The sequence below is a fragment of the Syntrophothermus lipocalidus DSM 12680 genome (genome assembly GCF_000092405.1).
In the GTDB taxonomy this organism is placed as follows: domain Bacteria; phylum Bacillota; class Syntrophomonadia; order Syntrophomonadales; family Syntrophothermaceae; genus Syntrophothermus; species Syntrophothermus lipocalidus.
Genome location: NC_014220.1, coordinates 550359 through 574304 on the forward strand (window position 1 = coordinate 550359; position 23946 = coordinate 574304).

The following is a 23946-nucleotide window of genomic DNA, read 5'->3' on the forward strand; positions in this document are numbered from 1 at the left end:
GGTGGGATGAATGCCTCGGGTTTCCAAGAGAACCGGTCAGCAGAGTATTTACTTTGAAAACCCGCCCGTGATTACTAATTGGGCGAACATAGTGGGACCGATGGAGGGGCAGGGCCCGTACGGCCAGGAGTTTGACTGGGTTCTAGAAGACTACCTGTTCGGGGAACAGTCTTGGGAAAAGGCAGAGGCCAAAATGCTGCGGGAAACCGTAAAGCTGGTGGCGAGCAAGGCCAATTTGCCGTTGGGTAACATCGAGGTGTTGTTGGCAGGAGACCTTCTCAACCAGATTATTTCTGCCAACTTTGCGGCCCGGGAATTGAAGATTCCTTTTTTGGGACTGTACGGAGCGTGTTCGACCATGGCTGAGGGGATTGCTCTGGGAGCGATGCTGATCGATGGCGGCTTTTACAGCACCTTGACGGTGGGAGTAACAAGCCACCATCACACGGCTGAACGGCAGTTCCGTTTTCCCACCGAGCAAGGTGCTCAGCGGCTCCCCTCTTCCCAGTGGACGGTCACGGGATGCGGGTGCCTTATCATACAAAGAGACGGTGTCGGGCCCAGGATAACGACGGCCACGGTAGGTAAGGTGATTGACCTGGGACAAAGCGACGTGAACGATATGGGAGCGGCCATGGCCCCGGCTGCGGCCGATACCATCGTCGCTCACTTTCGAGACACCGGGCGCGATCCTCGTTATTACGACCTGATTATAACCGGGGATCTGGGCAAGTACGGACTGGCTCTTATGGAATCCCTGTGCCAAAAACTAAACTGTCCGCTGGGACAACACGTAAGCGATTGTGGGGTACTCATCTATGATATCGATCAGGATGTTCACGCTGGGGGTAGCGGCTGTGGGTGCTCTGCAGTGATGTTATGCGGGCCGTTACTCAACCGGATGCAGGCCAAAGAGTTTAACCGGATATTGTTGGTCGGAACCGGGGCTTTGATGAGTACCACCAGTTCGTTACAAGGGGAAACGATACCCTGCATTGCGCACGCGGTGGCTATCGAGAACTAACCCGGTTAACGACACGGAGTGAAAAAGGAGTAGACTCGTGAACCAAGGGGGTAACTCGTGTTGTCGTATTTCATGGCTTTCGTAATCGGAGGTGCACTTTGCCTCTTAGCTCAGTTAGTGATGGACCTGACCAAACCCGAGATTACGCCCGGGCATATTCTAGTGGGATACGTTACGATAGGCGCAATTCTCAGCGCCATAGGACTTTACCAGCCTTTGGTCAACTTAGGGGGGGCGGGAGCCACGGTTCCACTGTCAGGGTTCGGGCACCTGTTGGCTCAAGGTGCTTTGGAAGGGATGAACAAGTCAGGCATACTGGGGGCTTTTCGCGGGGGAGTCGAGGCTGCTGCTGCTGGGATCGCGGCCGCGGTTGTGTTTGGCTACGTAACAGCGGTATTGTTCACTCCCAAGGAATAAAAGTGGGAAGGAGGGCAGCAGCGGTGCAGACTGTAGGCATTCCTCGCGGTCTTTTTTACTACTACTATTATCCTCTATGGAAGACCTTTTTTTTGTCCCTGGGATTCAGGGTGGTGACTTCGCCTGCTACGAACTACCACGTTATGGATGAGGGGGTTCTGACGGCGGTGGACGAGGCTTGCCTTCCGGTTAAGGTGTACTTCGGTCACGTAAAGGAGCTTTGCCGAAAAGACGTAGACTACTTGTTTGTGCCACGTTTGGTCAGTGTTGAACCGCGCAGCTATATCTGTCCAAAGCTCATGGGCGTACCGGACATGCTGAAGGCCCAAGTGCCGGGTTTACCCCCGCTTATAGAGCCCAAGATTGACATGTCGAAGCGAGAACGAGACCTCTTCTCGAGCATCTATCAGGTAGGAAAACTCTTGAACTGTAAGCCAAAGCAGGTCGAAGCTGCCTACCGGGCGGGACAGGAAGAACAGAGAAGGTTTAACAGGTTGACCAGACAAGGGTACTCGTCGGATGAGGCCTTGGAAGCCTGGGAAACCGGCAATTTGGCGGGAAAAAACAGCGGTAACGTTGAAAGTGCCGGGACAGGAAAACTCAGAATAGGGGTCTTGGGACATGGGTACTCTTTGTACGATAAGGTAATCAGCTTGGATCTCTTGAATCGACTCAGGAGCATGAAGGTAGAAATCGTCACTTTAGAAATGTTGCCCGGGCAGGAAGTTGAAGCTCATGCCGCAACTTTGCCCAAGCGCATGTTTTGGACCTTGGGGCGAAAGCTCATCGGAGGAGCTTTAAAAATGGACAGTGACGAGACCATAGACGGGATAATTTACCTGGCTTGTTTCGGTTGTGGTCCGGATTCCCTGGTCGGGCAGATAATACAACGGAGGGTGAGGAAAACCCCTTTCATGCTGGTAACCGTGGACGAGCATACGGGGGAAGCAGGACTTGTAACGAGGCTGGAAGCTTTCTGCGACATGATATGGAGGAGGAAACAAGTAAATGAAAGTCACCTTTCCCCACATGGGTAATCTTTGGATCTCGGTTAAATCTCTCTTCGAGGGATTGAATCTTGAAGTGGTAGTGCCTCCTCCTTGTTCGGCCCGGACAATGGAACTGGGAGTGCGGCATTCACCCGAATTTGCCTGTTTGCCGTTGAAGATCAACATGGGAAATTTTATCGAGGCTCTGGAAAACGGGGCTGATACCATTGTTATGGCCGGTGGCTGGGGCCCCTGTCGTTTTGGGTACTATGCTCAGGTGGAAAAGGACATTCTTGTAGACCTTGGCTTTAAGTTTAGGCTGATCGTCTTGGAAGCTCCCGATTCCAGGCTGCAAGACCTGATTAAACAGTTAAAGCTTTTGGGCCAAAACGTATCCTTTTTCAAGGTTGTACAGGCCATACGTCTTGGCTGGGAAAAACTGAAAGCAGTTGATGAGTTGGAATCAAAGCTTAGGTACTATTTGCCGCGCGTTTTAGATCCAGACCGGGCTGAAAAGGTATTTGCAGAAGGGCTAAAAAAGGTAGACAGAGCCAACACTTCGATGGAAATCAGAGAAGCAGTGTTGGCTACGTCAGATGAACTGGGCGGATTACCTCAGAACGGGTGTACTCCACTCAGGATCGGGTTGGTAGGTGAAATATACACTCTCCTAGAACCGGCTAGCAACCTGCGGGTAGAAAGAAGACTGGGAAGATTGGGAGCAGAAGTGAAGAAAACAGTATCACTTCCCCAGTGGGTCAACGATCATCTTTTGGGTGGGGTGCTTAAGGTAGGAAGTTGTAGGGAAGCGGTTGCTTGCTCCAGCCCGTACCTTAATGACTGGGTGGGAGGGCACGGGAGAGAGACAGTGGGATACACGGTTCAGCTGGCCCGGCAAGGTTTTGACGGGGTGGTACAGGTGGGGCCTCTAACCTGCATGCCCGAGATCGTAGCCCAATCCGTCTTGGGTAAGGTGAGCCAGGTGGAAGGTATACCGGTGATGACCATGTACTTCGACGAACAGTCGGCAGAGGCCGGGGTACAGACCCGGCTGGAGGCGTTTATCGATATGGTGCGACATAGGAAGCGGATGAACAACGGTAGCCTTTTCTCCTGCACTTGATTGAGGAGACGGGTTTTGGCAAGGCAATCAAGGTCTACTAATAGAACTCAAATAGTACTCCGCTTCATAGCGGTTCCTGTATTGTTCTGATAATAATCGGTGTTTTTCAGTGGCTGTCTGCGTTCATCTGTGGCTGGCAGAAGAACGACGTGGTGGGCGAAAGATGCGGTATGTGAGAGGAGAGGGGGAGGCAATACGGGGTGATATAATTGGAACTCTATTTGGGCGTAGATATCGGTTCGGTAAGCAGCAATTTTGTTTTATCTAATGGTCAAGGCGAGGTACTGGCTTCTGTTTACCTTCGGACCATGGGCAACCCCGTGCAGGCTGTTAGAGACGGGTTGGCCAGGTTGGCAAAAGAGTTTCCCGGTACGCCTGTTAAGGGGGTGGGGACCACTGGCAGCGGGAGGCAACTGGCAGCTACGATGCTGGGGGCTGATGTGGTAAAGAATGAAATCACCTGTCATGCTATAGCCGCGTACCAGTACAATCCGGAGGTTCGCACCGTTATAGAAATCGGGGGCCAGGACTCGAAGATAATCATTATCCGGGACGGAATAGTAGTTGACTTTGCCATGAACACCGTCTGTGCGGCGGGGACCGGTTCGTTCCTTGACCAGCAGGCAGCGAGGCTGAACATTCCTATTCAGGAATTCGGACAGAAAGCCCTAGCTGCCCGCCAGTCAGCTCGGATTGCCGGCCGTTGCGGGGTTTTTGCCGAATCTGATATGATACACAAGCAGCAGATGGGTTATCCGGTCGAAGACATCATAGCCGGCTTGTGCGAAGCTTTAGCCCGGAACTTCCTCAACAACGTAGGAAAAGGTAAGGATATCCAGGAACCGGTGATGTTTCAAGGGGGAGTAGCGGCCAACGTAGGACTGAAGCAAGCGTTCGAGAAGCTTCTGGGAAAACCGGTCATTGTACCGCAGTACCATAGTGTTATGGGGGCAGTAGGTGCCGCGCTATTGGCCCGGGAGACAGTAGCGGAAAAGGGCCGGCCCACGAACTTTAAGGGCATGGATTACGTTTTAGACGGCCATTTCACGACTCGAAGTTTCGAGTGTCAGGGATGCCCTAACCTTTGTGAGGTGGTCAGCATCAAGCGGGGAGGGGAAGTCCTGGCTTACTGGGGAGACCGCTGTCGAAGGTGGGAGACTTCTCTCTCGTCAGATTGCCGGGCACTAGCTTGATTCTGGCTGGCAAAACCCGATGACCCAAATTACTCGTTGTCTGGCTTATGATGGTCTGGTAAAATATCAACATGATTTCAATACGTAACAGCGACAGCTGAGGAGAGGAGAGATTAATGAGATGAGTAGAGACGCCCTTACTAAGATTATCCTTCCGGAGGACAAGATTCCCAAGTATTGGTACAACGTGCAGGCTGACATGCCTAACCCGCTGGATCCGCCTTTGAATCCGCGCACTGGGGAGCCTGCGACTCCTGATGATCTATTGCCGATTTTTCCAATGGGTCTCATCGAACAGGAGGTTTCTCAGGAGCGGTACATCGAGATTCCCCAGGAAGTTAGGGAAATTTATCGGCTGTGGAGACCGAGCCCTCTTTATAGAGCCCACAGGTTAGAAAAAGCCCTCGATACTCCCTGCCGAATCTACTATAAGTATGAGGGTGTCAGCCCGGTCGGCAGTCACAAGCTCAACAGCGCTATCGCACAAGCGTTCTTTAACAAGATCGCTGGGATCAAGCGCCTTACGACGGAGACGGGAGCTGGGCAGTGGGGAACAGCGTTAGCGTTAGCCTGTCGGGTCTTCGGGCTGGATTGTACGGTGTACATGGTTAAGGTCAGTTATGAACAGAAACCCTACCGTCGCTCTATAATGGAAACCTACGGAGCGACTTGTCTAGCCAGCCCTACCGACCGAACCGCATCCGGAAGGGCTGTGCTGGAGAGAGATCCCGATACCCCAGGTACCTTGGCCATAGCTATAAGCGAGGCGGTGGAAGATGCAGCCAGCCGGGACGATACCAACTACTCCCTGGGCAGCGTTTTGAACCACGTTTGCCTGCACCAGACGGTCATCGGGCAGGAAGTCAAGCTCCAGCTGGAAATGGTGGATGAGTATCCTGACGTGGTGATAGGGTGCTGCGGGGGGGGCAGCAACTTTTCGGGCATTGCTTTGCCCTTCATACCGGACAAACTTGCAGGAACCAATGTCCGCCTCATCGCTGTGGAACCGGCAGCTTGTCCAACCCTGACCAAAGGGGTGTTTGCGTATGACTACGGGGACCAGGCCGGGTTTACCCCTTTGCTGAAGATGTATACCCTGGGCCACGATTTTACTCCGCCCGGTATCCATGCGGGGGGCTTGCGGTACCACGGGGATTCTCCGCTTATAAGCCGACTTTATCATGACGGGCTACTGGAAGCGAGGGCGGTATTCCAGAAGAATGTGTTCGAAGCGGCGGTGTTGTTTGCCCAAACCGAAGGCATTCTTCCTGCTCCCGAGTCGGCTCACGCCATAAGAGCGGCAGTCGACGAAGCCTTGGCTGGCAAAGAAGAGGGGGTCAGCCGCTGTATCGTTTTCAATTTAAGCGGGCACGGCCACCTCGATATCTCCGCCTACGACAGTTACTTGAATGGCAGAATAGAAGACGTGGAGTTTTCGGACGAAGCACTGGCAGAGAGCCTGAAGACTCTGCCCCAGGTCTAGTTACCGTGTATCATGTATTATGCTTTGACACGATTTTCACGGCGATGTTACAATGCTGGTGAAATTGGTCATATTAGAAGGTGTTATGGCAGGCTGTTTAATGACGATAGCCTGCTTTGTTTTATCTTAATCAGTGTCTATCTGTGGCTTACTATCGGAACGGAAAGGGTGAAAAGGTTGAGGCTGACGGGAACTATGCGGATCAACGCCCAGGGACACCTCGAGGTGGGAGGAATCGATGTTCTAGACCTGGTACGGGAATTCGGTACGCCCCTGTATGTGCTGGATGAAGAAGGATTTCGCGCTAACTGCCGGGCTTTTAGGGATGCTTTTGCCAAATACGGTCATTCCTTGGTTATTTATGCCAGCAAAACCCTGTCCTGCCTGGCGGCTTGCATAATCGTGGAAGAGGAGGGTCTGGGCCTTGATGTTGTATCCGGGGGCGAGCTTTATACGGCTCTCAGGGCTAGTTTTCCACCTGAGCGGATTTTCTTCCACGGCAACAACAAGACTCTGGATGAACTGGTTATGGCGGTAGAGTCCCGGGTAGGACGGGTGGTTGTTGACAATTTCTACGAGATTGAGCTTCTGGAAAACGTCTGTGAGCGGTTGGGACGCACCCAGAACATCCTTCTGCGGATCACTCCGGGAGTAGAGGCCCATACCCACGAGTATATAAAAACGGGGCAGATCGATTCAAAGTTCGGGTTTACTCTGGCCAACGGGGACGCCCTAAAGGCAGTCGATACGGTCTGCCGAACGAAGAATCTCCGCTTGATGGGACTGCACTGTCACATCGGTTCCCAGATATTTGAAATGGATGCCTACGCTCATGCTACTGAGATAATGGTAGATCTTTTGGCCGAGATCAAAAACCGTTTTGGCTTGGAGTTGGAGGAACTGAATATGGGTGGGGGCTTCGGGATTTATTATCACAGCGGGGACGAGCCCCGGCAGCCGGAGGAATGGGCAAAGGCGGTTATGTCGACTTTGCGCAGTAAGACCGAGGCCAACGCATTACGGATGCCGAAGGTTATAGTGGAACCGGGTCGGGCTATAGCGGGTCCGGCTGGCATTACTCTGTACACCTTGGGCAGTTATAAAGAGATTCCTGGGGTCCGCAAATACGTAGCGGTTGATGGAGGTATGACGGATAATCCCCGGCCTGCCTTGTACGGTTCGAAGTACGAGGCGGTTATCGCCAACCGGGCCGACCGGGAGCCGGACGAACTGGTGTCGGTTGCCGGACGCTGCTGCGAATCAGGCGATATGTTGATATGGGATATAAAGCTTTCCCATCCGCAACCTGGAGATATTTTGGCGGTTTTCGCTACTGGAGCATATAATTATTCAATGTCTAGCAACTATAACCGGGTAGGACGCCCGGCCATGGTGTTGGTCAGAGACGGTCAGGCAGACTTGATCGTGAAGAGGGAGTCTTATGAGGATCTCATCAGGAACGACGTGATTCCCGAACGTTTGGCCAGAGGCGACGTGGTCAAGATTGCGGCCGGCAAGAAGTTATGATGACTGCAAAACAACGCAAACGCTTCAAATGCGAACTAACCGGGTGCTCGAAGCCCCGGTTCTCGCGTTAATTGAGGCTTTTTCCACGGGTGTGATATAATGCGAATGGGCAAGAAATCGCGGGAGAGAAGACATGGACATCATAACTTCACATAATGCCTTGGATTTCGATGGTTTGGCGGCCATGGTGGCAGCAGGGAAGTTATACCCTTCTGCTGTCAAGGTGTTTGCCGGGACGCTTTCTAAGAACGTGAAGAAATTCATGGGTCTGTACAAAGACCATTTATCCATCAGGTACCCACGAGAAGTGGGCTTGGGTCGGGTTTCGCGCATCATTATGGTGGACACCCGTAATCCTAATCGCCTCGGTCAACTACAGGGTTTATGCCGGCGGCCTGGCATCGAATTTTACGTTTACGACCACCACCCTGCTTCGCCTGGAGATGTTGCCGGTGTTTTGGAGGAGGTACACGAGGTAGGGGCTACTACGACTATCCTGGTGGAAAAGCTCATAAGCGAAAAAATTGCGGTTACCCCGTTTGAAGCTACTATCCTGGCCTTGGGTATTTATGAAGATACCGGGAGCCTTTTGTTTTCTTCGACTACTTGGCGGGATGCGGCAGCGGTATCTTTTTTGTTGAGCCGCGGAGCCAATTTGTCGGTTGTGTCTGTTTTTATCGAGGAGCCATTTTCCGACGAGCAGCGTTACCTTTTACACAAACTCATGGAAACGTCCCACCACTACCACGTAAAGGGAGCAGATGTGTTGGTTGCAACAGTCGAGATCGACAACTTCGTTCCCGGTTTGGACCTAGTTACCCATCGTTTGGCGGAGATGGAACCGGCCGATGCTGTTTTTGTAATAGCCATGATGGAAGGGAAGGCAAACATCGTTGCCAGGAGCCGGACGAGCAATATCAAGGTAAACGAGGTGTTGTCTTTTGTTGGGGGGCGAGGTCATGAAAAGGCGGCCAGTGCTATGGTAAAGGGTCGAAGTTTGAGATCGTTGACAGAAGAGGTAATGAAAAGGGTGGAAGAAAGTGCCCGTCCCGGTCTTACCGCCCGTGACATCATGTCAACCCCGGTCAAGACTGTTTCGGCTCACCTGACCATGGAAGAGGCGGGGCGGATAATGCTGAGATACGGGCACACGGGAATGCCGGTAGTGGACGGGGAAAACGTTGTAGGCGTTATTTCCCGACGGGATGTGGACAAGGCGCGGATGCATGACCTGGGACATGCTCCGGTGAAAGGCTACATGTCGCGCACGGTGATATCCGTGGTTCCGGAGACGCCGGTCAAAGAACTGCAGAGACTTATGGTCGAGCACGACGTCGGTCGCCTGCCTGTGATTGAAGAAGGACGTCTGGTAGGCATAGTGTCTCGTACTGACATCCTTCGGACGCTGCACGGAGAAGACGAAGAAATTGAAGACCATGAGGTGCTTTATGTAAGCGATGAAGCTGGTTCAAGTGATGATTGCCGGGAGATTTTGTCACATAGATTACCCTCCCGGATCCAGTCACTTTTGGAAATAGCGGGGGTCGTGGCCGAGGACCTCGGATTCATGGTTTACATGGTAGGAGGTATCGTCCGCGACCTTCTCTTAGGGGTTCCGAATTACGATATCGATTTGGTAGTAGAAGGCGAAGGCCTTGTTTTTGCCAGGGCTTTGGCGCAAAGACTCGGGGGCAGGGCCCGAGTCCACGAGCGCTTTCAAACAGCGGTGGTGGTGTTGCCCGACGGTTTCAAAATAGATGTGGCTACAGCCCGCACCGAGTATTACGAGTTTCCGGCTGCTTTGCCTGTGGTTCATAGGTCTTCGATCAGGGAAGATCTGTACCGGCGGGACTTCACCATCAACACGATGGCAATATGTCTCAATCCTGGCCGGTTCGGGGAGTTGATCGACTACTTCGGGGGGCGAAAAGACCTGAAGGAAGGTTTGATCAGAATACTGTACAATCTGAGCTTTGTTGAAGATCCGACCAGGATCTTGCGGGCGATTCGATTTGAACAGCGGTACAAGTTCCAGATAGAGGCTGAGACTTTACGTTTGGCCCGAGATGCTATCGACCGTCGGTTGCTGGGGAAGCTGTCCCATAAACGTATTCTGCACGAGTTGATTCTTATTCTGGAAGAAAAAGATCCTTTACCTGCACTGAGACGGATGGATGAGATCGGGGTATGGGAATATGTTATGCCGGAAGTCAGGTTGGATTCCGAGACTTGGATTATGCTCCGCCGGGTACCTAGAGTGTTGGGCTGGCTGGCGGAAAGGTGGCTTAATATCGGGCTTCGTTCCTGGGTAGTTTATTTGCTGGTGATTCTGCAGAAACTGCCTGACAGCGCGGTGGAAGAGATAGTCCACCGTTACCGGTTTGACCGGGATGTGACAGAGATATTATTGATGGGACGCGAAGTGCCCGGGTTGGCGGTGGAAATCGAGGAGATACAAAGCTTAAGCATGAGTGATCTAAACAAAAAACTGCGAAAATTGAGCGGGGAACACATCGCTTTCTTATTGCTGTGTTTAAACAGGCCTGAGTCGTGGGAAAGGGTAGCTCGGTATCTGGAGCTTAAACAGGATGTCCGGGTTAAGGTGAACGGCTATGACTTAAAGGCTTTGGGCCTAAGAGAGGGACCGGTCTATCAAAAGATACTCTCTGACTTGTACGATGCTAACCTGGATGGTTTGGTCAAGACCTACGACGAAGAGATCGAGCTGGTCAAGAAGTGGATATCTGAGGGGAGAGTAAAGGACGATGGATAGGTTGACCGATTTTGTTATTTGGTTACCGGCAATATTGGTGGGACTGACTTTTCATGAATACGCCCATGCGCGGGTGGCCGATGCCTTGGGCGACAACACCCCGTATTATCAAGGCCGCTTAACTTTGAATCCTTTATCGCATATAGACTGGCTCGGTTTCTTGTTACTGGCTTTAGTTCACTTCGGATGGGCCAAGCCGGTACAGGTCAATCCGTATAACTTCAAAAGGGTCAGCATGAAAACGGGCATGATGCTGGTTTCCCTGGCTGGTCCCCTTATGAACATCTTGGTAGCGATCGTCGGGCTTTTAGCTATTAAGTACTTGCCAACCTTCACTGGCGGATCGACATTGTATATAGCTGACCAGCTACTGCAACCGCTGGTGTGGATAAACGTGATACTGGCCAGCTTCAACCTCATTCCTATACCGCCTTTGGACGGATACAAGATCCTAGCGGGTTTGCTGCCTGGAAGGCAAGCTGGGTTTATGTACAGCCTGGAACCTTACGGCACTCTGATACTGATGTTGCTGATCGTGACCGGGGTAATGGGGACGGTGCTGGATCCTTTTATAAGGCTGGTAATGGGGATTCTTAAACTGGTGGTCGCGTAGGGGGTTAAGTGATTATCTGTATTTATATAATATTCGTCCTTATCCAGAGAAAGGAATTTTGGCCGAAGGAGTGGATTTTATGCAAGGAACGGTTATGAGCGGGATGCGTCCCACCGGAAAACTTCATATCGGACACCTGAGCGTACTGCGGAACTGGGTAATGTTGCAGGAGACTTACCGTTGCTTTTTTGCTATAGTGGACTGGCACGCTTTAACCACTTCGTTCGACGAAACCGAGATCATCCAAGAGAATATCAGGGACATGTTTTTGGATTGGCTTAGCGTGGGCCTGGATCCGGCAAAGAGCGCGGTGTTCGTTCAAAGCCACGTAAAAGAGCACGCCGAACTTCACCTGCTTTTGTCCATGGTGACTCCCGTCTCCTGGCTGGAACGGTGTCCCACCTATAAAGAACAGATCCAGGAACTGGGAAAAGAAGGCAAGGATATATCTACTTATGGGTTTCTGGGCTACCCGCTCTTGATGGCAGCTGATATACTGGTTTACAAGGCAGACACAGTACCGGTAGGCAAGGATCAGCTGCCACATTTGGAGTTATGCCGGGAAATCGCGAGGAGATTCAATTACCTTTTCAATGTTAGTTTATTTCCCGAACCCCAGGCGCTCTTATCCAAGGTACCGGTAATTCCCGGCATTGACGGGCGGAAGATGAGCAAGAGCTACAACAACTATATATCGCTTACCGATTCAACGGAAGAAATCCGGGATAAAACCAGGATGATGATAACCGACCCTGCCCGTATCAAAAAGACGGATCCCGGGCACCCCGAAGTATGCACGGTGTTCGTTTACCACGGGATGTTTAATCAGGAAGAGACAGATGACGTAGAAATCCGGTGCCGGAGGGGCGAGATCGGTTGTGTGGCCTGCAAAGCCAGGTTGGCACAGCGTTTAGACCAGTTGCTACAACCGATTCGGGATAAGAGAAACGAATTGATGAACCACCCCGGGCAAATCCACGATATGCTGAAAGAAGGAGCAGAGAAGGCTAGACAAGTAGCTAGCCGTACTTTGGAGGAAGTGCGCGAGGCGATGCGCATCTAATTGGTTATGGAATACCGGGTTCAACTGGAGGCTTTTGAGGGTCCGCTGGATTTACTGCTGCACCTCATCGAGAAGAATAAGGTTAACATTTACGATATCCCGGTGGCGGCTATCACCGAGCAGTACCTGGAGTACCTTTCTGGATGCCAGGAAATCGATCTGGATCACCTGGCTGATTTCCTGGTCATGGCCTGCACCTTGCTAAGTATCAAGGCGAGGATGCTCTTTGCTCCTACTGAGAGGGAAGAGGACTCCGGGCAGGACGACGAGGGAGACCCGCGCCAGGAACTGGTCAAGAAGCTGCTGGAGTACAGGAATTACAAGGAACTAGCGGGTATCTTGGCTTCTCTTTATCAAGGGGAGAAGCCGAGAGTTTACTATCGCTTGGCTAACGACGAGGACTCGTCGCCTGAAGGCGGGTTGCGGGCTTCGTTGCCTGAGTTGCTTCGGGCTTTCCGCATGGTGTGGAAGCAGAAGCGAGAAAACGAACTCCAGCTGGTGGTCGCACCGGGCGGTGAGGTCAAAGTCGACCTTAAAATGCAGGAATTAGAGCAATTCCTCAAGACCAGACCGCAAGGAATAGTGTTTCAAGATGTTTTCATTAGGGCCGGGACGAGACGGGAGGCTCTGGCCCTTTTTCTGGCCCTGCTCGAACTGATTAGGCAAAAAAAGGTGGAGGCTATACAGGAACAGAGCTTTGGCCGCATTATCATCCGACTGACAGGAAACGGTGCCAGAGGCGGTCCCGTCTAATCCATGGGGAACGGGGGGTTGCCAGGTGTTGGCTAGGATAAGCGCAAAGGCAACGATCGAAGCTTTACTGTTTGCCAGTGGCGATCCTCTTCCTTTAAGCGAGATCGCCAGGGTCACCGGTTTGTTGCCTGACGATGTCGAGGTTATACTGGAGGAACTTATTTTGGAGTATAATAAAGAGGAGCACGGGATACAGGTTGTCAAATCGGATGCGGGTTATGCCATGTGTACCAAACCCGCTTTTTTCGAGTATATCAGGGATTTGAACAGAGGGCCAGAAAAAAGACTTTCACAGGCAGCTCTAGAAACCCTGGCTATCATAGCCTACCGGCAACCGGTAACGAGGACAGAGATAGAGGCGATTCGTGGAGTTAAGGCAGAAAGAGTTATCAATTCTTTGCTCGAACGGGGGCTAATCGCCGAAGCTGGGAGGAAGGATGCGCCTGGCCGGCCGGTTCTGTATGTTACTACTAACGAATTCATGAGGTTATTTGGACTCGCCAGTTTGGAGGATTTGCCCAAGGACGTCAGGGGGGCTTGAACATGGGGGAAGAGAAGTCTTTGGAAGAACAGATCATGATAAAGGCCCAACAGGTTAGGGGTACGGCTAGGTATATGGCCAGTTTTGAAGACCTGGTGGAGGAACGGATTCGCAAAGCCCGGGAGAAGGGGGCTTTTGATAACCTTGAGGGATTTGGTAAACCGCTTCAACTATATGAGAACCCGTTTGAGCCGCCGGAGATGCGGATGGTCTTTAAAATATTGAAGGATGCCGGTTACGCTCCCTATTGGGTCGAGCTAGGGAAAGATATTGACGGTGCCATGGAAGCTTTTAGAGAGGACGTGGAAAGATTCAAGCGGTACATAGAAGTGGTTTTGGACGGTAGGGTTAGTCACCGGGCCTGGCAACGCTTTGAAAAGAAAAAAGCTGACTTCTACCAGGACGTTCTAAAGAGGTTGGAGAAGTTGAACAAACAGATTGACAATTACAATCTCCATAACCCCATGTTCTGGCTGGGGCGGCACAACATCGACGTCAAGACGGAATATGCTAAAGTAGTCGAAGAAATAGAAGGAGTCGTGGCCTCCAAAATCAAGAGATGATCACAGTTTGAGATTCCCCGTGATACCTGCGGGGTAGCGGGTAGATGTTAGAGAACTGGCATGCGGTTGTAATGTCAATCAGTGGCTATTCCTAAAGTATGAGAAAGGGCGAGCAAGGCTCGCTTTTTTTCTATTTGTATATGGGAAAAGCCTGTGGGGGAAAGATATGGGAAAACGGGAGAAAACGGGCGATGGTTATAATCTGGTCCTTGGTTGGACTGAGTCTGATCCTTTTCCTGTTCATGGACATAGAAGTGGCTGCGAAATACTTGGAGAATAACGATGAAAGTGGTTTGTTTTTAGAAGTTTTTTATCTTAACCGGATGTTTAAGAAAGAATACAGCTACAAGGACCTCGAGCTTGGATTTGGGCGGCTGCTGCCTTGGTTCGATGTGACCAAGGAAGTGGAGAGCCCGAAAGGAAAAGAATTGTGGGCTGAACGCGGGAGGCTAGGGCTGGTGGATTTGAAAGAGTACTATGGGAAGATCCGTTTTTTCTTAGCAGGGCTAGATAGGTGGCCTGGGTTAAAACGTTTTTATTTTAGGACCATTCTAATAAAAAGGTTCGAGTGGCATACGGAGATCGGCGGTGAAGAGCCCATGGAAACCGGTATTAAAGCCGGTCTCTGCTGGGGGGTAAAAGGGTGTCTCGTATCCTACATTACATGGATATTTCCTGTCAGACGGATCCACGTTCATGTCAGCCCTAGGTTTGATACCAGTTTGTTTAAAACGGTGTTGACCTGTGATATTCAGCTGAAGGTGATCCACGTTCTAATTACCATGGGTTTGATTAAACGACTAAACGCAGGGACAACTTTATCTGCTTGACATGCTGTAGCTTTTTCAAATAGACTCAAAGGCAGGGGAAAGTGTAATGTATACCAAAGGGAGAGGAGAGCGAGATGACATGGTAAGCGTTGTTATCAACGGCAGCAAAGTGGACGTGCCCGAGGACTTCACAGTAATGCAAGCAGCAGCCCAAGCAGGTTTTATGATTCCGTCACTTTGCAGCCACCCGGATCTCAAGGTCAAAGAGAACTGCAATGTGTGTGTGGTGGAGGTAAACGGGGAATTAAAGAACGCATGTGCGGAAAAGGTGTCCCCAGGGATGGAGGTCAAAACCTTTACCCCGCGAGTAATCGAAGCCAAGCGGGAAAACCTCAAGAAGATCCTCAAGGTTCATCCTCAGGACTGCCTACAGTGTGCCCGCAACCAAAACTGCGAATTGCAGGCCCTCACCGCTACCCTGACTGTTCGTTCTTTCGAACACAAGCCACTGCAACTGACCAAGGATACTTCAACACCATCCATAGTGCGTGATCCGTCTAAATGTACTCTATGCGGACGCTGTGTGGAGGTCTGCAACGATATCCAAACGGTTGGGGCATTGGAGATAAAGGACGGGGTAGTGCAGACGGTAGACGGCAAGCCGTTGATCGAGACCAAGTGCGTGATGTGCGGTCAATGCGCCTTGGCTTGCCCGGTAGGGGCCATCACCGAGAAAGAAGAAATAGACCGGTTCCTAGAGGCGATAGCGGATCCCGAGAAGATCGTGGTAACCCAGATAGCTCCAGCGGTAAGGGTGGCTGTTGCTGAGGAAGTAGGGATGGAAACCGGCTCTTTGGATATGTTAACGTTTGTGGCGGGTCTCAGACAACTCGGATTCGATTACGTCTTCCATACCAACTTCACCGCCGACCTCACTATAATGGAGGAAGGCAATGAGCTTTTGAAACGCTTGAAAGAGGGCGGGACCCTTCCGATGCTGACCTCTTGTAGCCCCGGATGGATCAACTTCATTGAAACGTTCTATCCGGAACAGTTACCTCATCTTTCGACCTGCAAATCGCCGCAGCAGATGTTCGGAGCTTTGGTGAAGACCTACTGGGCGGACAAGATGGGCATTGACCCGGCCAAGATATTCTCGGTTTCCATCATGCCGTGTACGGCCAAGAAGTATGAAGCTACCCGTCCGGAGATGAGAGACAGCGGTTATCAAGACGTGGACCTGGTTCTCACTACCCGCGAAGTGGGAAGGCTTTTCCGCATGTGCGGTGTAGGGTTTGACAAGCTCCAACCTTCAAACTTCGATTCCTTGATGGGTGCTTATACAGGGGCTGCGGTTATCTTTGGAGCTTCTGGTGGAGTTATGGAGGCAGCTTTGAGAACCGTTTACGAAGTGGTTACTGGCAAGACCCTCGAGGACGTAAACTTCACCGCGGTACGCGGTTTCGAGGGTATGAAAGAAGCCGAGGTCGATCTCGACGGCACCAAGGTAAAGGTTGCGGTTGCCAACTCGCTAGGATGCGCCAGGAAGATTATGGAAGAAATCAAGGCCGGTACCTCACCGTATCACTTTATTGAGATCATGTGCTGCCCCGGCGGTTGTATCGGTGGCGGCGGGCAGCCGATCCCGTCAACTGTAGCCAAGAGGGTAGAACGCATCAAGGGTATCTACATCGAGGACGAGGGCCTGCCCTTGCGCAAGTCCCATGAGAACCCGGAAGTCAAGCTCTTGTACGAAGACTTCCTGCATGAGCCGCTGGGACACAAATCGCACGAGCTTTTGCATACCCACTACACTCCGAAGAACAAGTAAAACCGTGACAGGGGACGGTTCCTTGTCACGCTCTGAAAGAAGCGAGGCGGGCTTTTAGCCCGCCTCCAATTTTACCCGACTTGCATTTTCACGGGGTCACCAATCAAAGCTTCTTCATATATCGTTTCAATTCCTCGTAAAGATTTTGACGAGTACCGGCCAGAATAATGACAACAACCGTGTTGGTATTTTTCTTAACGATAGTGTAGGCCAGTTCGTAGTTTGTTTTGTTGTAATAGATATCGTAGCAGTACACACCGGATAGATCGCCCGTTTTCGCATTACCGAGGTGAGGGTTCTGGAGTATTTCATTAACCGCTTTTTGAAAGGCCATTTTAAGGGGTTTTTCTTTTATCTTTTTTAAGTAGCGTGCGGCAGGGGGGAGAATAACGAGCTCATGCATTAGTCGTCCTCCGCACCAAAAACATCTTCGTATGTGGAAAATCGAGCTTGGCCGTCAGCGGCAAGGCGAGCTTCAGCAAGCAAGCATTCAACAGCAGGACGAATCTGACGGCGCATTTCCTTGAACTTTTCGAGAAGCTGATTGCCGGAAAAACCCTGCGAGATCAAATCTTCTAGGATTTGTTCGTCAAAATCGCCACTTCTCTCTTGCACAGGGCGAATAATAATGGCATCATTTTGAAGAAAGCACTCGACTTCTTTTTCAATACCGAGCTTGTTGCAAAACTCAATAGGAATCGTTATTTGACGCTTCCGCGATACGGAGATACGCTTTTTTAACATAGGAACACTTCCTTTTTTGGGTTATTAGTAAACCAGGTGGATAAACTTTAACGGTTATACACCAAGTTTCTTTGGATCAATTATTACAAAGAAACAAAGAGCAATCAAGCGAATAGCACGGGCCCAGGAGTCATCGAATAGATGGGAATATTTAGAACCCGGAATTGAAGGTAGCGGAGGGCTCATCGCTGCGTCGTATTAGGAGAAAAGCTGTGAGTACAAGGGTTGTCGGGCTGGTAATCTTAAACGCTCTTTTCTTGGTAGCTGGCCAGGTTTGCTGGAAACAAGCGGTGGTCGGCGGAGAAGTGGCTTGGTGGAAGCTCCTTTTTTCCCCGTTGGTATGGGCTGGTTTTGGTTGTTTTGGATTAGCGACAGCTATGTGGTTTTATGTTTTGGCCCGGGTACCTCTTTCTCAAGCCCTTCCTCTTCAGGGTATTACCTATTTTCTCGGCGTGTTGGCCGGGGTATTGTTCTTTAAGGAAACGGTTTCTGTAAGTCGGTGGGTAGGGGCAGTATTGATTTTTGTAGGTGTTTTTCTGGTTGCCCGTTCTTGAGATTATGTTCGGGAATTTGTTCTATTCCCCGTGAATAAGGAAAATGTGTAGAAATGTTGAGTATTTCTGCTAGGCATGCGCAAACGTATGGAAAAACTCGGGTTCTCATCTTAGGTGCGGCTTACGGGGCGGGCCACCTTCAGGCTGGACTCGCTTTACAGGCTGCCCTGGCACACATCAGGCCGGAATGGGAAGTAAAGACCTGTAACTTTGTCGAGATGGTCAGCCCTGCGTTCGACGTTTTCTCTCGCAAATTTTATCTTTTTATGGTCCGGCATTTTCCATTGTGTTACCAGTGGTTTTACCACCTTACTGACGCAGTGAAGCCGCGGAAAGGTTACCTTTTGGACCGCTTCGGTTGCAGGCGTTTACAGGGCTTCGTGGATGAGTTTGGTCCTCGGGTCGTAGTGGCCACTTTTCCTACCCCGGGGCGGGTGGCAGCAACACTCAAACTGGAGGGCAAGTCACAGGTGCCCGTGGTCATGGTTATAACCGACCATACGGTTCACTCGGAGTGGATTCACCCAGGGGTGGATCTGTATCTGGTCCCAGACGAAGGCGTAAGGGAAATGCTCCTCAAACGTGGTATCAGTTCCCATATAATAAGGGTTTCCGGCATCCCGATTCGTCCTGGTTTTGCGGATAACCTGAACCAGACAGCAGCTAGGCACCACTTGGGATTGGACGAAAAGGTCCCTGTGGTCTTGTTAGTCGGAGGCGGAAATGGTAGGGTTACGGCAATGGAAGAAATATGTGCCGGTTTGAGCCGCCTCCGGTTAGGAATGCAGGTACTTGTTATTACGGGGGAGGATGTAACGTATCGAGAGAGACTTTGTTCCAAATTCGAGGGAGACCCGCGGTTCCGTTTTTACGGGTTTGTAAACAACATGGCGGAGTTTATGACAGCAGCGGATGTTCTTATCACTAAGGCCGGGGCCCTGACACTGGCAGAAGCTGCGTCGGCCGGGCTGCCGGTGATTATCTACCGGTGTCTTCCGGCTCAGGAAGAGGCCAACGCGCTATATTATGCTCAGCATCGAGCAGCCTTGCAGGTTCGAAACCAGGAGGAACTCCTGCTTTCCGTGGAGAAGATACTATTGGATAGGGGTGAGCTGGCGGCATCACTCAGCGCTGCTATTCGCAAACTGGCTCGTCCCCGGGCGGCTTTCGATGCCGCTTGCGCAATTGCGGAACTAGTTGAGTAAAACTGGGGTGGGGGCTGGTGGTTGGCAAAGAAGCTTCTGTTCCGGAGCTTTTTTCCGGGCCAGAGATTCGTAGTAAGAGCTTGAGCGGAGCGGGCAAGGTGGCCTTAACCTTTGACGATGGGCCCGATCCTATTTATACCCCGAGGATACTGGAGATTTTGCGTAGTTACAAAGTACAGGCGACGTTTTTCGTGTTGTCGACGAAGGCTAAGCGTTACCCAGAGATAATAGAGGCCATCTTGCGGGATGGTCACCACCTAGCAAGTCACGGCTTAAGGCATCAGCCCCAACTGACGCTGACGCGGGAAGGTACGTTTTGGGAAATGAGGAAGGCGGTAGAGATTTTAAAGGAAACCACCGGCCAAGCGCCCCGTTATTACCGGCCTCCTTGGGGCCTGGTTAACCGTTGGACGGTGGAGGCTGCACGACAGTTGCAGATGGAGGTGGTACGGTGGTCCTGTGACAGCCGGGACTGGGTGTTGGGAATTAGACCGCAGTACATTATTCGCCGGGTATTAACCTGCCGGTACCTGGAAGGTGGAATTGTCCTCTGCCATGACGGAAGCTTTGTTCCACACCGGCCGAGGGCATTGCTAACTGCTCTGCCTGTGATAATCTCGGAGTTGCGGCACAGGGGGTGGAGATTGGTAGGATTGCCGATGTTATTCTTTCCTGAACCGTATGCGAGTTTGTCTTCATCCGAATGAGGGGCCTCTTGGGGAGGGAATGAATATGTTAGGTGAGTTTTTGAGGGGATGGCTTACCAATCACAAACTGATCGTGGCTCCGCTCACTGCTTGCGGGGTAACCCAGCTTATCAAAGGAGTCTACATGTATCTGAAGGAACGGTGTTGGCGTTGGTACTGGTTGTTCAGTGATGGCGGTATGCCTAGTGCCCACAGTGCCATGGTCGTCGCACTTGTTGCGGGGATTGGGTTTACGTTGGGCTACAATTCGGATGAATTTGCCTTGGCTTTGGTGTTTGCACTTATTGTGCTGCACGACGCTATGGGTGTCCGACGGGTTGCCGGAAAACATTCTCAGATATTACGGCAGATAGTCGAGAAAACGGAAGGAGCCGACCGCCCCACCGATATTCCGCCTTATCCGGTCGGGCATGATCCGAAAGAAGTGTTAGCCGGTGCAGTCATAGGGGTTGTAGTGGCCGGCTTAGTGTTTGCCAAAGCTCCGGCGGCTTGGCAATTGGCCCGACACATAGGAAGAATGCCTTTCCACTATCACATAGGCCTATAGCACAAAGCGCAAATCAGGCGCAACCCGGGTTCTTCGCTTTGCCCAAGAGGCTAAGTTTCACTAAGCAAGCGGTAAAGTAGGAGTAGGTCACCTTCATAACGTGGCTTGATTCGCCTTGCTCCTTCGTTCAGTATTCTCTTCCGGCACAAAAAAGTCTCCATTCCTACTTCCCCAGCTACCAGGTCTTCGGCTACATCGTTACCGACCATTAGACACTCATGGGGTTGGACTCCGAGAAAGCGACATATGTCCAGGTAGTATTCGTGGTGTGGTTTGCAGAAGTACATGTTCTCATAGGTCGTAACTAGTTCATAAGGGAAATCGTGACATTGTGCCCATTTCAAGCGCTCGTTAATGGCAGAGTAGGGGAAAATCGCGTTTGTGGCGATTGCTACTTTAAAGCCTTGTTCGAAAGCTTTGGCTACCACTTCTTGTGCGCCTTGCATAGGAGCAGCCAGACTCGAAAGGCGGGGGAAGGCCTCTTTGTAAAAATCGTTGAAAAACGCGGCCATAAGGTTCGGGTCTGCTTCGCAGATCTTGTAAAAGACGCTTTCAAATACTTCCTTATTGGTTCTATTCGGATCCTTGTCTCTTATCATAGCCTCAGTGGCTGTCATAATCTTCTTCGGCAGATCCTGATAAGGCAGACCGCGGTGCCGAGCCATTTCAACCATTAACTTGAAGTAATTCTGTATAAAGATATCCATGTCGATGTCTAAGAGAGTTCCATCAAGATCGAACAATACTGCCTTGATCATGCTCCTATATCTCCCGTCTACAGAATCATCTATTGGTATTCGATGCAATGTACAGCCTTCCCACCCGGACTCGGGCAAGCATGACAAAAGGCGTTGCCATCAAGACCTATTTGAAGTTGGTGAAAGAAGAAAGAAAGGGGGAGCACCCCCCTTGCTGCTCAACGTTTGTGGAGGTTACTCTACCCACAGGACTTTCTCTTTGAGCTCCGGATCCAAGCGGGGTGGAGCCGGTGGTTGAAAGGCGGGGTAGCCTATAGGGGTTACAGCTACGATTTCTTTATCGTACGGGATGTTAAGTATCTGCCGCAGCGAGGCCTCGTCTTGGAGAGGACCGGTCATCCAGCAACTGCCTAGCCCTTCCGCGCAGGCGGCCAAGAGCAGGTTTTCAAACGCCGCGCTCACGCTTTCCAGGTTCATCTTCCTGGTAGCCGGGTCACCAGCAGCGTCCGTGAGTGCCACTATCACCACAGGGGCGCCGCCGTATGTCTGGGCAAACTCGATGAACTGCTTGCGGCGCTCGGCATCATCCCACCTGGTCGTGTATCTCTCCGCGATTTTGGCATAGCTCGCTCCCAGTGCCTTCTTCTTTTCTCCAGAAGCCACAACGAAATACCACTGTTGCCTGTTCATCCCCGAGGGTGCCCAGTTAGCCGCATCCAGTATCCTCTGCAGCACTTCCTTCGGCACAGGGTCGGGGCGGTACTGGCGAACCGCACGACGGGAATGAATTACTTCGTAGAACTCCACTTCAGACCCCCCTCGTCTTAGATTCCGCTGAGGTTTCGTCTATCCATAGCATTCAGCCTCATGTCAAGGCCATTTCTATTTTACCAAACCATGGAAGAGTATGACAAGAAACCTTACTGCTGTCATTTTCAAATCTCCGCGCAAAATGGGGGTTGCTTTGCAAACAGTAGACGATAATGGAGATAATGGAATACCTACTTTTTTTTAGGCCCATACTAACCATGAAAGAAAGAGTACGTTTTTGATATTAAGGAGGGCTGCCATGTCTACAAACGAAACGCAAACGCCAATTTTGCGTCCTCATCCCATTGAGGGGCTGATGACCACTGCTATGGAGAACATAAAGCAGATGGTAGACGTCAATACGGTGGTCGGGGACGCGGTGGAGGCCAACGACGGTACGGTTATCATCCCTCTATCTCAAGTCGCCTTCGGTTTTGCGGCAGGTGGGGGGGAATATGAGGTTTCTGACGTGAAAGGAAATGATATTATGCCCTTTGCGGGCGGAAGCGGCGGTGGGGTTTCGATAAAACCGATAGGTTTTCTGGTAGTTCGCCCTAATAGCGATATCAGGCTGCTATCGGTTAAAGGGAACCAACTGGCCTTACGGCTGATGGATCTTGCCCCAGAAGTGCTGAACCGGATAGAGACTATGCTCAGCCGTAAAGAAAAGCAGGTATCTCCGAGTTAGTGGCATTAAGAGTTCCCGTCGACTTGTTCGAACTTTAAGGGAACGGACAAGGCAAGTCGGTTGTTGCAAGAGTCTTCTATTCACTCATCACTCAAGTGAGCGAGGCCCGCTAGTTAGCAGTGTTCTTATTCCCAACTCAGCCTCATAACCTGTAGGGAAGAGAGAGGCTGGGGGGGGTTGAGGTGCTTAATGTCATCTGGCTGGCCTTGCTGGCGGGTGGGGTTTTAGTAGCCGCTTTGGACGGCCAGGTCGAGGTTGTTACCGAAGCGGCTTTGGGCGCTGCTCGGGGGGCGGTCGAGGTCTGCTTTGACCTGGTAGGGGTCATGGCCTTATGGTTAGGCATAATGCGAATCGCAGAAAAAGCCGGCCTGGTAGAGGCTTTGGCCTGGGGGCTTCGCCCGCTGATGGTCAAGTTGTTTCCTTCGGTGCCTCCGAGTCATCCTGCTATGGGCGCAATAATTCTTAATCTATCTGCGAATATGCTGGGGCTGGGCAACGCAGCGACTCCTTTTGGAATGAAGGCTATGCGAGGGTTACAGGAGCTGAACCGCGATTCCGATGAAGCTTCGGAAGCCATGTGTACCTTCCTGGCACTCAACACTTCGTGCATCACTTTTATACCTGCTACCATCATCGGGATAAGGGCCTCTTTTGGTTCTGCCAATCCCACTGAAATCGTGGGGGCCACGATCTTCGCTACTTCTTGCTCGATGTTGCTGGCGGTGACGGTGGACTACCTTTTCCGCACCAGGAGCTGCTGGGGGAGGAAAAACCGTGCTGATTGACTTTCTCACCCAGGTATCCAAGTGGGCGATTCCTCTTATCCTCATTTGCATTCCTCTTTATGGCTCGCTAAAAAAGGTTCCGGTTTACGAAGCATTCGTCGAAGGGGCCGAGGAGGGTTTTGTAACCGCTGTTAAGATTATCCCATTCTTGGTTGGGATGATGGTGGCGATTTCCGTTTTCAGGGCTTCGGGGGCCATGGATCATCTGGTGAAAGCATTGAGCCCGCTGTTGACAGCAATAGGTACGCCAGCTGAAGTTTTGCCCTTGGCCATCATGCGTCCCTTATCGGGAAGCGGAGTACTAGGATTGGCAACGGAACTAATGCGGGTTTACGGTCCCGATTCTTTTATCGGTCGCTTAGCTTCGACAATGCAGGGTTCAACCGATACGACTTTTTTTGTTTGGACGATTTACTTCGGTTCAGTAGGGGTAAAGCGTTACCGTTACTCGATTGTTACGGGCCTAACCGCTGACATTAGTGGTCTATTAGCTTCTATCTATATATGCAATGTCCTGTTTCGGTAGCATCTCTCGGCAAGCCCCG

Annotated in this window: 26 protein-coding genes; 22 read left to right on the forward strand and 4 right to left on the reverse strand. The window is 51.3% G+C overall.

Translation table 11 applies throughout. The features are described 5' to 3' along the window. The first annotated feature begins 10 nt into the window (after nt 1-10). The 15 genes from spoVAD to SLIP_RS02645 all read left to right on the forward strand — a co-directional run bounded on the left by spoVAD (nt 11) and on the right by SLIP_RS02645 (nt 16663). Entirely contained in the window at nt 11-1024 is a 1014-nt protein-coding gene (gene spoVAD, locus SLIP_RS02575) for a stage V sporulation protein AD (RefSeq protein ID WP_013174715.1), read from the forward strand. 72 nt (nt 1025-1096) lie between these two features. After that, on the forward strand, nt 1097-1441 hold the full coding sequence (gene spoVAE / locus SLIP_RS12690; RefSeq protein ID WP_207635757.1) for a stage V sporulation protein AE: 345 nt from the start codon (nt 1097-1099) through the stop codon (nt 1439-1441). A gap of 23 nt (nt 1442-1464) precedes the next feature. After that, complete coding sequence (locus SLIP_RS02585) at nt 1465-2478, forward strand: acyl-CoA dehydratase activase-related protein (RefSeq protein ID WP_013174717.1); 1014 nt, start codon at nt 1465-1467, stop codon at nt 2476-2478. Continuing rightward, on the forward strand, nt 2450-3553 hold the full coding sequence (locus tag SLIP_RS02590; protein ID WP_013174718.1) for a hypothetical protein: 1104 nt from the start codon (nt 2450-2452) through the stop codon (nt 3551-3553). Before SLIP_RS02585 ends, SLIP_RS02590 begins: the two co-directional genes overlap by 29 nt. Before the next feature lie 209 nt (nt 3554-3762). Continuing rightward, entirely contained in the window at nt 3763-4746 is a 984-nt protein-coding gene (locus SLIP_RS02595) for an acyl-CoA dehydratase activase (protein ID WP_041432644.1), read from the forward strand. A 121-nt stretch (nt 4747-4867) separates the two neighbouring features. Continuing rightward, a complete protein-coding gene (locus SLIP_RS02600; RefSeq protein ID WP_013174720.1) occupies nt 4868-6229 on the forward strand; it encodes a TrpB-like pyridoxal phosphate-dependent enzyme in 1362 nt (453 codons plus the stop codon). 177 nt (nt 6230-6406) lie between these two features. Then, on the forward strand, nt 6407-7756 hold the full coding sequence (gene lysA, locus SLIP_RS02605) for a diaminopimelate decarboxylase (RefSeq protein WP_041432647.1): 1350 nt from the start codon (nt 6407-6409) through the stop codon (nt 7754-7756). A 133-nt stretch (nt 7757-7889) separates the two neighbouring features. Continuing rightward, complete coding sequence (locus SLIP_RS02610; protein ID WP_013174722.1) at nt 7890-10529, forward strand: CBS domain-containing protein; 2640 nt, start codon at nt 7890-7892, stop codon at nt 10527-10529. Further along, nucleotides 10522-11142, forward strand: coding sequence for a site-2 protease family protein (locus tag SLIP_RS02615; protein ID WP_013174723.1), 621 nt, complete (start codon nt 10522-10524; stop codon nt 11140-11142). The genes SLIP_RS02610 and SLIP_RS02615 overlap by 8 nt, the downstream gene beginning before the upstream one ends. A 79-nt stretch (nt 11143-11221) precedes the next feature. Beyond that, on the forward strand, nt 11222-12205 hold the full coding sequence (trpS, locus tag SLIP_RS02620) for a tryptophan--tRNA ligase (RefSeq protein ID WP_013174724.1): 984 nt from the start codon (nt 11222-11224) through the stop codon (nt 12203-12205). A gap of 6 nt (nt 12206-12211) precedes the next feature. Continuing rightward, nucleotides 12212-12958 (forward strand): segregation and condensation protein A, encoded by a 747-nt coding sequence (locus tag SLIP_RS02625; RefSeq protein ID WP_041433332.1) that lies wholly within the window; start codon nt 12212-12214, stop codon nt 12956-12958. A gap of 25 nt (nt 12959-12983) precedes the next feature. Further along, entirely contained in the window at nt 12984-13499 is a 516-nt protein-coding gene (gene scpB / locus SLIP_RS02630) for an SMC-Scp complex subunit ScpB (RefSeq protein ID WP_013174726.1), read from the forward strand. A gap of 2 nt (nt 13500-13501) precedes the next feature. After that, nucleotides 13502-14062 carry a DnaJ family domain-containing protein gene (locus tag SLIP_RS02635; RefSeq protein WP_013174727.1) on the forward strand — a complete coding sequence of 187 codons (561 nt, stop codon included), beginning with the start codon at nt 13502-13504 and terminating at the stop codon, nt 14060-14062. 191 nt (nt 14063-14253) lie between these two features. Further along, the gene (locus SLIP_RS02640) at nt 14254-14892 is read left to right on the forward strand and encodes a DUF2953 domain-containing protein (RefSeq protein ID WP_013174728.1); all 639 of its coding nucleotides are present in this window, start codon (nt 14254-14256) and stop codon (nt 14890-14892) included. Between the two features lie 79 nt (nt 14893-14971). Next, nucleotides 14972-16663, forward strand: a complete 1692-nt coding sequence (locus SLIP_RS02645; RefSeq protein WP_013174729.1) for an NADH-dependent [FeFe] hydrogenase, group A6 — start codon at nt 14972-14974, stop codon at nt 16661-16663. Nucleotides 16664-16766: 103 nt separating this feature from the next. Here the strand turns inward: SLIP_RS02645 and SLIP_RS02650 are convergent, their stop codons facing one another. Then, entirely contained in the window at nt 16767-17066 is a 300-nt protein-coding gene (locus tag SLIP_RS02650; RefSeq protein ID WP_013174730.1) for a type II toxin-antitoxin system RelE/ParE family toxin, read from the reverse strand. Beyond that, entirely contained in the window at nt 17066-17407 is a 342-nt protein-coding gene (locus SLIP_RS02655) for an AbrB/MazE/SpoVT family DNA-binding domain-containing protein (RefSeq protein WP_013174731.1), read from the reverse strand. Before SLIP_RS02655 ends, SLIP_RS02650 begins: the two co-directional genes overlap by 1 nt. A gap of 212 nt (nt 17408-17619) precedes the next feature. Between SLIP_RS02655 and SLIP_RS02660 the strand changes: the two genes are divergently transcribed. From SLIP_RS02660 to SLIP_RS02675, 4 genes are read left to right on the forward strand one after another with little or no spacing between them, the layout of a single operon-like run. Beyond that, nucleotides 17620-17961 carry an EamA family transporter gene (locus SLIP_RS02660; protein WP_013174732.1) on the forward strand — a complete coding sequence of 114 codons (342 nt, stop codon included), beginning with the start codon at nt 17620-17622 and terminating at the stop codon, nt 17959-17961. Between the two features lie 53 nt (nt 17962-18014). After that, complete coding sequence (locus tag SLIP_RS02665; RefSeq protein ID WP_013174733.1) at nt 18015-19166, forward strand: MGDG synthase family glycosyltransferase; 1152 nt, start codon at nt 18015-18017, stop codon at nt 19164-19166. A gap of 17 nt (nt 19167-19183) precedes the next feature. Next, nucleotides 19184-19873 carry a polysaccharide deacetylase family protein gene (locus tag SLIP_RS02670; RefSeq protein ID WP_013174734.1) on the forward strand — a complete coding sequence of 230 codons (690 nt, stop codon included), beginning with the start codon at nt 19184-19186 and terminating at the stop codon, nt 19871-19873. Between the two features lie 25 nt (nt 19874-19898). Beyond that, nucleotides 19899-20420, forward strand: coding sequence for a divergent PAP2 family protein (locus tag SLIP_RS02675; protein WP_013174735.1), 522 nt, complete (start codon nt 19899-19901; stop codon nt 20418-20420). Nucleotides 20421-20470: 50 nt separating this feature from the next. Here SLIP_RS02675 and SLIP_RS02680 read toward each other — a convergent pair whose 3' ends face one another. After that, nucleotides 20471-21178, reverse strand: a complete 708-nt coding sequence (locus tag SLIP_RS02680; RefSeq protein ID WP_013174736.1) for an HAD family hydrolase — start codon at nt 21176-21178, stop codon at nt 20471-20473. A gap of 174 nt (nt 21179-21352) precedes the next feature. Next, entirely contained in the window at nt 21353-21925 is a 573-nt protein-coding gene (locus tag SLIP_RS02685; protein WP_013174737.1) for a nitroreductase family protein, read from the reverse strand. Nucleotides 21926-22187: 262 nt separating this feature from the next. Here SLIP_RS02685 and ytfJ point away from each other — a divergent pair, with 262 nt between their 5' ends. The 3 genes from ytfJ to SLIP_RS02700 all read left to right on the forward strand — a co-directional run bounded on the left by ytfJ (nt 22188) and on the right by SLIP_RS02700 (nt 23927). After that, entirely contained in the window at nt 22188-22616 is a 429-nt protein-coding gene (gene ytfJ / locus SLIP_RS02690) for a GerW family sporulation protein (RefSeq protein WP_013174738.1), read from the forward strand. A gap of 182 nt (nt 22617-22798) precedes the next feature. Then, entirely contained in the window at nt 22799-23401 is a 603-nt protein-coding gene (locus tag SLIP_RS02695) for a nucleoside recognition domain-containing protein (protein ID WP_013174739.1), read from the forward strand. Next, the gene (locus SLIP_RS02700; protein ID WP_041433335.1) at nt 23394-23927 is read left to right on the forward strand and encodes a spore maturation protein; all 534 of its coding nucleotides are present in this window, start codon (nt 23394-23396) and stop codon (nt 23925-23927) included. The genes SLIP_RS02695 and SLIP_RS02700 overlap by 8 nt, the downstream gene beginning before the upstream one ends. Nucleotides 23928-23946: the final 19 nt, after the last annotated feature.